The 12,517-nt window shown below is 35.3% G+C and carries 7 protein-coding genes and 1 rRNA gene; 4 read left to right on the top strand and 4 right to left on the bottom strand.

Features of this window, described 5'->3' with window-relative positions:
* Positions 1-91: 91 nt before the first annotated feature.
* Positions 92-1,090: a pyruvate dehydrogenase (acetyl-transferring) E1 component subunit alpha gene (pdhA, locus tag H599_RS0113925; protein WP_026714695.1), complete on the top strand. Its 999-nt coding sequence runs from the start codon at positions 92-94 to the stop codon at positions 1,088-1,090.
* Positions 1,091-1,097: 7 nt separating this feature from the next.
* Positions 1,098-2,732: a dihydrolipoamide acetyltransferase family protein gene (locus tag H599_RS0113930; protein WP_026714696.1), complete on the top strand. Its 1,635-nt coding sequence runs from the start codon at positions 1,098-1,100 to the stop codon at positions 2,730-2,732.
* 82 nt (positions 2,733-2,814) lie between these two features.
* Here the strand turns inward: H599_RS0113930 and H599_RS0113935 are convergent, their stop codons facing one another.
* Both H599_RS0113935 and H599_RS0113940 read right to left on the bottom strand, forming a co-directional pair.
* Complete coding sequence (locus tag H599_RS0113935) at positions 2,815-3,534, bottom strand: hypothetical protein (protein WP_026714697.1); 720 nt, start codon at positions 3,532-3,534, stop codon at positions 2,815-2,817.
* Between the two features lie 52 nt (positions 3,535-3,586).
* The gene (locus tag H599_RS0113940) at positions 3,587-4,831 is read right to left on the bottom strand and encodes a glycosyltransferase (RefSeq protein ID WP_026714698.1); all 1,245 of its coding nucleotides are present in this window, start codon (positions 4,829-4,831) and stop codon (positions 3,587-3,589) included.
* A gap of 105 nt (positions 4,832-4,936) precedes the next feature.
* On the opposite strand from H599_RS0113940, the gene miaE reads away from it, so the two are divergent.
* Both miaE and H599_RS0113950 read left to right on the top strand, forming a co-directional pair.
* Positions 4,937-5,518, top strand: coding sequence for a tRNA-(ms[2]io[6]A)-hydroxylase (gene miaE / locus H599_RS0113945; protein ID WP_026714699.1), 582 nt, complete (start codon positions 4,937-4,939; stop codon positions 5,516-5,518).
* A 54-nt stretch (positions 5,519-5,572) separates the two neighbouring features.
* Positions 5,573-8,320, top strand: coding sequence for an AsmA family protein (locus H599_RS0113950; protein ID WP_026714700.1), 2,748 nt, complete (start codon positions 5,573-5,575; stop codon positions 8,318-8,320).
* A 44-nt stretch (positions 8,321-8,364) separates the two neighbouring features.
* On the opposite strand, the gene H599_RS19810 is transcribed toward H599_RS0113950, so the two are convergent.
* Both H599_RS19810 and rrf read right to left on the bottom strand, forming a co-directional pair.
* Positions 8,365-11,937: a LamG-like jellyroll fold domain-containing protein gene (locus H599_RS19810; protein WP_081810572.1), complete on the bottom strand. Its 3,573-nt coding sequence runs from the start codon at positions 11,935-11,937 to the stop codon at positions 8,365-8,367.
* 286 nt (positions 11,938-12,223) lie between these two features.
* Positions 12,224-12,333: ribosomal RNA gene (gene rrf, locus H599_RS0113960) — 5S ribosomal RNA — on the bottom strand.
* Positions 12,334-12,517: the final 184 nt, after the last annotated feature.

Here is a 12,517-nt window from a genome sequence, read left to right on the forward strand (position 1 = left end):
TTGCATTTCGCAAATTCGACCTTATAAAATCAATTTGTGAAAAAGTACTAATTGACAACACAATAAAAACTTTAGTAAAAGAACACTTGAGATGAAAGAAGTTACAAAAGAAGTATATTTGAAGTGGTATGAAGACATGCTGCTTTGGAGAAAGTTTGAGGATAAACTAGCTGCATTATACATCCAACAAAAAATTAGAGGTTTTCTACATTTATATAATGGTCAGGAAGCGGTACTTGCAGGAGCATTGCACGCGATGGATTTATCCAAAGACAAAATGATTACTGCTTACAGAAACCACGTTCAGCCAATTGGTATGGGAACTGACCCAAGACGCGTTATGGCTGAATTACTTGGAAAAGCTACTGGAACTTCTAAAGGAATGGGTGGATCAATGCACATTTTCTCAAAAGAGCACGGTTTTTATGGTGGTCACGGAATTGTGGGAGCTCAAATTCCTGTAGGAGCCGGAATCGCTTTTGGTGACAAATACAACAATACCGGAGGAGTTACTTTAACTTATTTTGGTGACGGTGCTGCGCGTCAAGGTTCTTTACACGAAGCTTTCAACATGGCAATGTTGTGGAAATTACCAGTAGTATTTATTGTAGAAAACAATGGTTATGCTATGGGAACTTCTGTAGAAAGAACAGCTAACCACACTGATATTTGGAAATTAGGTTTAGGATACGAAATGCCTTGCGGGCCAGTTGACGGAATGAATCCTGTAAAAGTTGCAGAAGCAATGCACGAAGCTATCGAAAGAGCTCGTCGTGGTGACGGACCAACTTTCTTGGAAATGAAAACATACCGTTACAGAGGACACTCTATGTCGGATGCGCAATTGTATCGTTCTAAAGAAGAAGTAGAAGAATACAAAAAAATAGACCCAATCACTCAGGTTTTAGATATTATCAAAGACAAAAAATACGCTACAGAAACTGAAATTGAAGCAATCGATGAAAGAGTAAAAGATTTAGTTCAGGAATGTGTTGATTTTGCTGAATCATCCCCATATCCGGAATTAGAGCAATTATACGATGTAGTATACGCACAAGAAGATTATCCATTTACACCTCATAAACTATAAAAATATTATGGCGATAAAAGTAACAATGCCTCGTTTGAGTGATACCATGACGGAAGGAACGGTAGCAACCTGGCTTAAAAAAGTAGGAGACAAAGTAAGCGAAGGAGATATCCTTGCAGAAATTGAAACTGACAAAGCAACGATGGAATTCGAATCCTTTAACGAAGGAACTCTTTTACACATTGGTATTGCTGAAGGAGAAACTGCTCCGGTAGATTCTTTATTAGCAATCATAGGAAATGAAGGTGAAGATATTTCTGCTTTATTAGCCGGAGATGCTGCACCTGCTGCTGCCGCTCCTGCTGCAGTTGAAACTAAAAAAGAAGAAACAGCTGCTCCTGCCGCTAAACCGGCTGCTGCATTACCAGCCGGAGTTATCGTGGTAACGATGCCTCGCCTGAGTGACACCATGACTGAAGGAACAGTTGCAACCTGGTTGAAAAAAGTAGGTGACAAAGTAAGTGAAGGAGACATTCTTGCTGAAATCGAAACCGATAAAGCAACAATGGAATTCGAATCTTTCAACGAAGGAACATTATTATATATCGGAATCCAGGAAGGAAACACAGCTCCTGTTGATAGTTTGTTAGCTATCATCGGACCTGCAGGAACTGACATTAGCGGAATCGCTGACGGCTACGTTGCCGGAGCAGCTCCACAAGCTGAGCCTGCTGCTGAAGAAACTAAAGCTGCTGCACCTGCTCAGGCTGCTGCTGCGCCAGTTGCTCAGGAAGCTCCTGCTGACGGAGGAAGAATCCTAGCTTCTCCATTGGCTAAAAAAATTGCTTCTGACAAAGGAATCCAATTAAGCCAAGTAAAAGGTTCAGGTGAAAACGGACGTATCGTAAAAAGCGATATAGAAAACTTCTCTCCTGCTGCTGCCGCTCCACAAGCTGCTACTGCTGCTAAAGCAGATGCTGCTGCTGCACCAGCTGCAAAACCTTATGTTCCGGCAGGACAAATAGCTACTGAAGAAATCAAAAATTCGCAAATGCGTAAAATCATTGCGAAACGTTTATCAGAATCTTTATTCACCGCACCGCATTACAACTTAGTAATCGAAGTGTCTATGGATGAAGCAATGAAATCAAGAGCTACAATTAATACTGTTCCTGATACCAAAGTATCTTTCAACGATATGGTGATTAAAGCTTCTGCTTTAGCCTTGAAAAAACATCCAAAAATCAACTCTCAATGGTCTGCTGATGCAATAACAATTAACTACCATGTAAATATTGGTGTGGCTGTAGCCGTTGAAGACGGATTAGTTGTCCCTGTATTACCTTTTACTGATGGTATGAGTTTATCTCAAATTGGTGCTAGCGTAAGAGATTTGGCTGGAAGAGCTAAAAGCAAAAAATTATTACCTTCAGAAATGGAAGGAAGTACTTTTACTATTTCTAACCTTGGAATGTTTGGTATCACTGAATTCAACTCTATCATTAACCAACCAAACTCAGCTATCCTTTCTGTAGGAGCAATCGTTGAGAAACCAGTGGTTAAAAACGGACAAATCGTTGTAGGAAACACTATGATGTTATCTCTTGCTTGTGACCACCGTACTATCGATGGAGCAACCGGAGCTCAGTTTTTACAAACATTAAAACAATACATTGAAAACCCAGTGACTATGCTTGCATAATTACTATTCAGTATAAAACTAAAACCCGTCTTGTTGTAAAACTTGACGGGTTTTTTTGTTACAAATAGCAAAACATTGATCTTTATTCTATCTTTAAGAGACAATATTTAAAAGTCGTATTTTCAATATTTGAAAATTTCTCCCAAGTAATTTTATAATCATTCAGTAAGTTTAATTTATAAAAATAATCTTTTTTACACGACCAATGCTCTTTAGAATTACTATTAAGCCAAACATTATTTTCACTCAATTTATATTTAGTTTTATCTATTTTATTGTAATTCCAACTCAAATCTAAATTATTAAGAATTGCATTATCATGAAATGAAAAATGCTTATCAAAATTATCTTTTTCATAAACATTTCTCTCATAATACTCATTATCATTTGTTAAAATTAAAACATAACCACATTTAAAATCCAAATTCTTTGATTTATAGTTTTCAATTCTAAAAATATCTTTTCTAAAACTATACCTACCAACATCTTGGGCACCATGCCCAGCTAAAACATAATTTTCGCCCTTAAAAACAATATTTGCTTTTTTAGTTTTGTATTTCAGTTCGATAGGATAAACTCCACCATTTCCATCAACAACAACTATATCAATTGGAGCTCGAACAATTATCTTTTGATCATTTCGATTAACCATTTCTAATTGCACAGGTCTCTCAAGGCGAATTTCGAATTCAGGATTATTAATTTTGATATTAAATGCTAGAGCTAATTTTAAATCATCTTCAGAATGAAAAATTGGCCTTTGATTTTGAAGTTCTATAATTGATTTTTCAAAAAAATTCATAATTACCTTTTTAATTTATTTAAAGTTACCCAAACTAAGTCAAACGAAAAAACTAATTCTTATTCTTCTCCTCAATCCACTTTGCCATATACTTGGTACTTTTTAAAGTATGATGTTGCAACAACTCCCCCATGAAATTATTCAATCGATGTTGCTTTACATTCGAAACCAAAAACCCCATTTGTTTGGCAAAATCATCTTCAAATAAAGTTCTCAAATAACGTTGTTCAATAATTAAAACTCCATTTTTTTGAGCCTGAAGCCAAATATTTTCGTCTTTATACAATTGCACCGCTTTATCAGCAAAAAGTTCCGGCGTATCTTCTACAAAACCATTCCAATCTAAATTTCCTTGCATGGATTCAGCACCAATTGAAGTTGTAACACTTGGCGTTCCGCATTGCATCGCTTCCAGTAATTTTCCTTTAATTCCTGCTCCAAAACGCAAAGGAGCTAAAACTACTCTCGCTTTTTGAACCACTTCATTGGCATTTTCAGCTCGACCTTGGACTAAAAAACCATCTTTTACATTATGCAACTGCAACACTTTTTGCGAAGGATAAGCACCATAAACATTCAAAACGGCTTCCGGCAATTGCTTTTTTATTAATGACCAAATCGTTTCTTTCAAATACTGAACTGCATTCCAGTTAGGTTCATGAAGAAAATTACCAATAAAAACAAAATCTTTACGCTCTTCAAAAGAAAGTAATTTTTCCAATTCAGGAATTGCATTCGATTCTAACAACAAAGGCAAATAATACAATAACCTTTCATCGATTTTAAAAGTAGTCGTTAGCAATTCCATCTCATATTCTGAAATCATCAATGACAAATCACAACGCAAAATACTGGCAATTTCACGTTTCGCTACTTCTTCAGCTAATAAATCCTGAGTTTTAAATTCCCGTTTTTCCTTAAATGCTTTTTGTCTCGCTAATCGCAAACAATGCAAATCTTCAGTATCCAAAATTCGTACTGCATCCGGACAATTTTCGGCAACGCGCCAACCAAATTGCTCTTCAATCATAAACCGATCAAACAATACAATTGACGGATTCAATTCTTTGACAAATGCATCAAAACTGGAACAATTTAAATTTATCGCTTGTTTAGCTACATCAAATTCATTTAAATCAACCATAAAATCACTATCCTGAGCCGGACTCGCAAAAGTGATTTGGTATTCCTGTTTTTGAAATAACGAAATTAGTTGCATCATTCTTCCTCCAGCGGCAGAGGACTTTGGCTCTGGCCATACAAATCCGATAATTAATAATTGCTTATTCTGATTCATTGAACATTAAAATGAGGTAAAGTAACGGTAAAATAACAGCAAAGGTCGAAAATATAATAGAATACAAAGCAAAAAACTTAATTTTGTAAGCTAAAATAAGAAATCATGTTAGGATTAAAATTAGCCACCGACCCAAGATGGGTAAATATCGTAGAAACTAATATCGAAGAAATTTTAACCGATCATGCCTGGTGCGAACAAAAAGCGGCTTCAAACGCCATCAGTCTGATTACCCAAAACTCTGAAAAAGAAGAATTGGTAAACGAATTAATTCTTATTGCTCAGGAAGAAATGGAACATTTTAAAATGGTTCACGACCTTATCAAAGAAAGAGGACTTACTTTTGGTCGCGAACGCAAAGACAGCTACGTAAACGAACTTTTTAAATTTATGAAAAAAGACGGAAGCCGAAATGATGCTTTATGTGAAAGATTACTATTTTCAGCCATGATTGAAGCCAGAAGTTGCGAACGTTTTAAAGTATTATCCGAAAATATAAAAGATCCGAAATTATCTAAATTTTACCGTGATTTGATGATTAGTGAAGCCAATCATTACACCTCTTTCCTGGGCTTTGCCCGTAAATATGCCGATAATGTAGATGTGGACAAACGATGGAAGGAATGGATTGAATATGAAACATCCATCATTATCAAATACGGTAAAGACGAAACCGTTCACGGATAATAATCGCACCAAAAATACGTTCCTAATTTATTTCACAAAATAACACTTCCATACATGTCTTCAAAGAAAACTATATTTTTAAAAATACTGAAATATATAGGAATCACCGTAGTCAGTTTATTGGCTTTCATGTTCATTGCGCCTTATATTTTTGCTGACAAAATCAATGCAGAAATTAAAAAAACAGCCAATCAAAAACTGAATGCCAAACTGGATTATTCGGAATCGAATGTTTCTTTTTTCAATCATTTTCCGTCATTGACAGTAAGTTTGGAAAATTTCAGACTGAACGGTTCGGCTCCGTTTCAAAACGAAAAATTAATTACTGCCAAAGAAATTGCTTTTGGTATTGATGTACCGAGTTTACTTTTTGGAAAATCAGTGAACATCGACAAAATTTTTCTTTCTAACGCTGACATAAACATACAAGTTAATCAGGAAGGTTTTGCCAATTATAATGTTTACAAATCAGAAAAAACGAAAACAACAGAAAAAGAGGGCGACAATTCGTTAAAATTAGAAAAAATCGAAATCAATAACAGTAAAATTATTTACGATGATTTATCGACAAAACTGCATTTTGATATTTTTGGCTTCAACTATTTAGGAAAAGGCGATTTGAGCAAAGCCATTTTTGATTTGTCTTCAAAAGCACAAATTTCTAAATTAAATCTTTTGTATGACAACGAGCCCTATTTGATGAATAAAAAAGTGAATGCTTCGTTAATTACTAAAGTTAATGTTAACTCGCTTTCGTTTATTTTTCAACAAAATGACTTAAAAATAAACAACTTAGTAGTTGATTTCAAAGGGAAATTTGACTTCCTGAAAGAAGGTTACAACATGGATTTTCTTTTAAAAACAACTAACAGTAAACTAAACGATTTTTTTACTGCTTTTCCTCCAAAATTCATCACCTGGCTGGATAAAACACAATTAACCGGAAATACCAATTTCAATTTGGCATTGAAAGGAAAATATATCGCTTCTCAAAATATTGCTCCAAATCTTAGTTTGGATTTTAAAGTAAAAGACGGAAGCGTTAATTACAACCAAAGTCCGGCAACGATAAGTAATTTGAACGTTGATTTTTCAACTGAACTGCCTTCGTTAAATCCGGATTTACTAATTGTTGATTTAAAAAATCTTTCGCTGAACATAGATAAGGAAACACTAAAGGCCAAACTGTACAGCACCGGAACTGAAGTACTTAACATTGATGCAGCTTTGCAATCCAAAATAGATTTGGAAAAATTGAATCGTGCTTTGGGAATTCCTGATTTAGAGATCAAAGGAATACTAATTACCGACGGAACTGCTAAAGGAAAATTTGATAAAAAAAATGGATTATTTCCTGTAACTAATGCCGTAATCAATTTGAACAACGGTTATTTAAAAACAAAATATTACCCAAATCCGATAACTGATATTTCGGTTGTTTCGACGGTTTCTAATCCTAAAGGAACTTTTGACAATTTAAAAGTAGTTTTGCAACCGGCTCAGTTTACTTTTGAAGGCAATCCTGTATTTGTAAAAGCGAATCTGAATAATTTTGACAATCTTTCGTACGATATCAATGCTAAAGGAACTTTAGATATTGGGAAAATCTATCAGGTTTTTTCTCAAAAAGGACTTGAAGTTAATGGTTTTATCAAAGCTGATTTGGCTTTAAAAGGAAAACAAAGTGATGCCGAAAAAGGAAACTATTCCAAACTTAAAAACAGCGGAACTTTAGAAATCAAAAACATCGAACTGGCTTCGAAATATTTACCTAAAAAATTCTTAGTTCGTGAAGGGATTTTTAAATTCAACAACGACAAGATGCTGTTCAATACCTTCCTGGCTTCTTACGGTCAGTCGGATTTTAAATTAAATGGCTATTTGCAAAATGTATTTAACTTTATTGCTGCCAAAGACGGCGTTTTACACGGTTCTTTTTCATTAAGTTCAAAATATATCAATGCGGATGAATTTATGTCGAATACTATGGTAGCAACTCCTGAAACAGAAAGCAAAACTTCGACAGAAAACACCAATACCACAACGGAAACAGGAGTAATTGTGGTTCCGCCAAATTTAGATTTGCGCTTCAGAGCCAATGCTCAAAAAGTAGATTTTAACGGACTAACACTTAAAAACGCCAAAGGAAGTCTGAAAATGAAAAACGGATTGCTCAGTATGCAAAACACCGGTTTTGATTTAATTGGCTGTACCGTTACCATGAATGCGACCTATAAAAGTGTCAATTCTAAAAATGCGCTTTTTGAATATCAAATCAAAGCCAATGAATTTGACATTAAACGCGCTTATAATGAAGTAAAAATTTTTAGAGAAATGGCCAGTGCCGCCGAAAAAGCGCAAGGAATCATTTCACTTGACTATTTGCTTAAAGGACGTTTGAATCAAAACATGGAGCCGGTTTTCCCTTCTTTATCCGGAAACGGAGTCGTTTCGATAAAAAATGTCAAAATGTATGGAATGAAAATGTTTAACAGTGTCGCTAAAAAAACGGACAAAGAAAGCATTAAAAATCCTGAACTGAATCAGGTAGATATTAAAAGCTCTGTTAAAAATAATATTATTACCATTGAACGCTTCAAATTTAAATTTGCCGGATTCAGACCCCGAATTGAAGGAACTACCAGCTTAGACGGCCGACTGAATCTAAAAATGCGTTTAGGCTTACCTCCGTTGGGAATTCTTGGTATTCCGTTAACTATTACAGGAAATAAAGACAATCCTAAAATTAAAGTAGGTCGAAAAACAGAAGATTTAGAAGAGACTAAAGACAGCATTCAATAAGCGCAAAACTAAAAAGAGCCATCGTTTGATGGCTCTTTTCTTTCCTAGTTAATAAGTACTTTAATATGATTATTTAAATCTTCCCCAACCACGTGAAGAATATAAACTCCCGGCAATTGTCGCTCCATTAAATGAACTTTAAAATTACCTTTGCTGTTTCCGTTATTCTCTAAAGTTTTATCAAAAATAATATTCCCGCCCGAATCAATTAAAGTTGCGTTGATATAAGGCGAATTATATGATGGAATATTAATATTAATTTGCTCCTTAACCGGATTAGGATGAATTGCTATTTCATTGGTTGTGATTCTAAAACTCCAAACATCTCCCGTAGTAGTTCCGTAATCATTAGTCGCATCAACTCTCCAGTAATAATAGACTCTGGAAGTTAAAGTTGTTGGCAACTGAAACGATGTATTTTCAGAATAAGAAACATCCCCAATCGGAATAAGATTATTTGGATCAGTACCAAAATAAACGGTGTATCTGGTTGCATCAATTTTGCTGGCCCAACTTAAATTGAAATTTTCAACCGGCAATTCTAAGAAATAAGATCCGTCAGCAGGATTTGGATTTATCACTTTTGCAGGAGCCGGAGCTACCGGTGTTGTCAATTCTAGAGTATCCGTAAAATTTGAAGCATCTGTATTATTAGTTGCTGCTAATCGATAAAAATATTTCGCATTTGGTTCAACAGTATTATCTGTATAAGTGATGGTGTTAGCATCCAATTCTGCTATTTGTTCAAAAGAAATTCCATCTGTTGAACGTTCAATTACAAAATTAGCTTCATTATTAGAATTATCATTCCAGTTTAAAACAACAGAACTGGAAGCCGATGGTGTTGCTATAGTATTTGCTTCATAAGTAACATTTGATGGAGCATTGATAACTGTGGTATTATAAATTTCAGCAACCTGAGAAGCAGAAAGTGCATAATTGAATATCTTCAATTCATCTAACTTGCCTTTATAAGGAGCCGGTGCTGTTCCTGATTCCAATTCCAGTTCTCCAATATTTCCTAAAATTAGATCTGTTGGTTCGCCAATTCCTGTAACTCCTGTTTCACTAATTTCACTAACAAGAGTTCCGTCACGATACAAACGCATTTTATGAGCGGTAATATCACGCATAATCACCACATGTACCCAACTTCCTTTAAAGAAATCTGTAGCCGATACAGACAATTCTTTTTTGGTTACATCATCATCAATTGCAAAACGAAGTTGACTGCTTTTAAATTCAACATTATAACGTTTTCCTGTAGCACCTGTAGTTGCATTTTTAGTAAAAGATCCTTTGCATAATAAATAAGTACTAGAAGTACCTGTTGGCATCAAATTAGCTGCCGCATTCATCCAAAAAGATATTGAAAAAGAACTGTTATTCAGATAAATTTGATCGGCATTTGGAATACTAGCCATAAAACTATTATTCTTTGAAGTCGAAAAATCCAAAGCGTTATTAGCTTTCCCTACAATTTTTACATTCGCATTATCAAAATCAGAATCTAATTTTCCATTATTAGCATATTCAGATAAATCAATAATATCATCACCTTCTCCGGCAGCTTCTCTAAAAGGCCAATGTCCTGTCATCCCGGAAGGAAATTCAGCAATAGTTCTAAAATTCCATACTGTTCCGGTTGCAGTACCTTTGACATTAGTAGCATCCACCCTCCAGTAATATTTAGTTCCTGACACTAAATTCGAAATTTGGTAAGATGGACTTGCTGCGTAATTAACATCCGCTATCTTATTCAAACTCGATGCATCTGTACCTAAATAAATGGTATAAACCGTTGTATTAGAACTTCCGGTCCATTTTAGCGTTAACTTTCCAGCAGATAATTCAGCATAATCAAATCCATTTGCAGGAGTTGGATTGGCCGCTTTAGCCGGTGCAGTTGGAATAGCCGGTGTAGTTACCGAATTAACATCGCTATAACCGGAAGAATCATTTCCTGTCATTGCTTTTACTCTGTAAAAATACTGAGTATTAGGAGTCAAATTTGTATCTGCATAAGTTGTTGTATTAGCAGTAACCTGAGCTACTTGCGTAAATGTAGTTCCATCTGTAGAACGCTCAACAACAAAATTAGTTTCGTTATCTGAATTATCTTTCCAAGTCACAATTATTTTACTCGATGGAGTTGGTAATTCAACTGTGCTGGCATTAAAAGTAACTTCGGTTGGTGGGATAATAAATTCAGGTGGCGTTGTATAAATCAACCCATTAATATATACTTCAATATTAAAATATTCTGGAGAAGATTTACTATATTTTAACGCATCACTTGGATTGCTTTTATCCAATCCGTTAGCATCTTCCCAGGCATCCGGCATACCATCATTATCAGTGTCAACCGGAGAAGGTGCACCATAAACATGACCGGCACCTCCATTTATAAACCCAAATTGTTTAGTCAAATCTGTTTGAACATAAACATAGGTTCCCACCGTTCCTTTTGACATCAAATCTGAAATCATTAAATTATCTACCTGATCTCTTCTTGGGTAAGATGCTCCGGCACTTTGTATAATTTTATTATAGGCATCCAAAGCGGAAAGCGTTGTGTTTTTCATCGGATAATCATAAGGTGTCGATAAAATACTTGCAGCATCTCCCGTAGGATAACCAGTTAAATCCTGCGGAACTAAACTACCGTCTAAAACACCATTTCTATTATTATCAAAATAATTTCCTGAACCGTATAAATAAAAATTAGAATTTCCTCTGTTAAATGGTGTGGAAGTAGTTGTGCTTGTATTTGGCCCTCCTATAAAATAATTATTGATAATGTTCACATCAGATTGTCCCGCAGAATCACCTCCCATAATATAAGCTTCACCAGATTCAGTATGTCCGTATATGTTCCCATAATTCCCCCAATTGTAAACTACATTATTTACAAATTCATTAACCCCTTTTACTTTAGGATTTCGGGTTTTATTACTTATATACAAATTCCCTATTAAACTAATTTTTCCCCCGGAAGGCTGAATCAAACCACTTGCCGAATGATTATGACGATGTAGTCCCTGACCTATGATGGAATTTTGAATCGTAATATTATCCGGACTCAAACCTTTGCTATCCCAATTAATAGAAAAAACTTCATCTGTTCCCCAGGTAAAAGTCATGTGATCAAATATCATATTAGCCCCATTTGCTAAACCAGATGCATCCTGATTTTGAGAAGTACCACCATATCTAATGCGAAAATACCGGGCAATAGTGTTACTTGCCCCTGTAAATGTAACTCTTGGACCTAAAAAAACAATTCCTTCTCCCGGAGCTGTTTGACCTGCAATAGTAGTATTCTTAGCAACTACAACCTGACTTAACAAGTTGACTATACCACCTACCTTAAAGATAACGAAACGCCCTTCCTGACTCACAGCATCCCTAAAAGATCCGGGACCACTGTCATTCAAATTAGTTACGAAATAAATCTGAGGATTAGCCGCTCCTCTGGCTCCTGTTGTAAATCTACCAAAACCTTGTGCTTCTGGAAAAGCTAGTGTTTGAGATTTCACATTAACAGAACTTAGCACAAGACCACAAAGCAATAAGCTTTTAGGAACTTGCTTAAAAAGTAAAGTTTTAAAATTCATAAATAAATAGTTGATTGGTTAATTAAACCAAAACTACTTATTTAAGAACAGAACATCATCCTGCCCTATCCTGTTCTGTACAAAACATCAAAATCAGCATTCATAAAAGCAGGAAAAAACATTGAATACTCTAGGAATAACATTCGAAACTGTTCTGCTTTCTTTCTTGAAGTTTAATTTAGACAAAGTATATAAACCATAACCAAACTCCAAAAATTACCTTCCAGTATCCTCCCGCACACCTATAAAACAAAAAACCCTATCCGCTTTGGATAGGGTTTTCAAAGAAAGGCGACGACATACTCTCCCACAAAACTGCAGTACCATCTGCGCAGGCGGGCTTAACTTCTCTGTTCGGGATGGGAAGAGGTGAGCCCCGCCGCAATAACCACCTTAAGGTTGTTAGTCTAAAGTCTAAGGTCTTAAAGTCTAAAGTTTTCACTTTATGACTTTTGACTTTCGTCTTTGAGACTGCTCGCGTCGAGCTAATATCTTAACATACTGAGATAAATAATTCAAATTGTCATCCTGAGCTTGTCGAAGGACGGATTAGAAAGTTTCCCCTCCCTTTTATCAAGGG

The organism is Flavobacterium daejeonense DSM 17708 (genome assembly GCF_000425425.1).
GTDB classification, from domain to species: domain Bacteria; phylum Bacteroidota; class Bacteroidia; order Flavobacteriales; family Flavobacteriaceae; genus Flavobacterium; species Flavobacterium daejeonense.

Bases quoted from the DNA above. Each gene is read 5' to 3' on its own strand.
- pdhA (WP_026714695.1), top strand. From the start codon at position 92: ATGAAAGAAGTTACAAAAGAAGTATATTTGAAGTGGTATGAAGACATG.
- H599_RS0113930 (WP_026714696.1), top strand. From the start codon at position 1,098: ATGGCGATAAAAGTAACAATGCCTCGTTTGAGTGATACCATGACGGAA.
- H599_RS0113935 (WP_026714697.1), bottom strand. From the start codon at position 3,534: ATGAATTTTTTTGAAAAATCAATTATAGAACTTCAAAATCAAAGGCCA.
- H599_RS0113940 (WP_026714698.1), bottom strand. From the start codon at position 4,831: ATGAATCAGAATAAGCAATTATTAATTATCGGATTTGTATGGCCAGAG.
- miaE (WP_026714699.1), top strand. From the start codon at position 4,937: ATGTTAGGATTAAAATTAGCCACCGACCCAAGATGGGTAAATATCGTA.
- H599_RS0113950 (WP_026714700.1), top strand. From the start codon at position 5,573: ATGTCTTCAAAGAAAACTATATTTTTAAAAATACTGAAATATATAGGA.
- H599_RS19810 (WP_081810572.1), bottom strand. From the start codon at position 11,937: ATGAATTTTAAAACTTTACTTTTTAAGCAAGTTCCTAAAAGCTTATTG.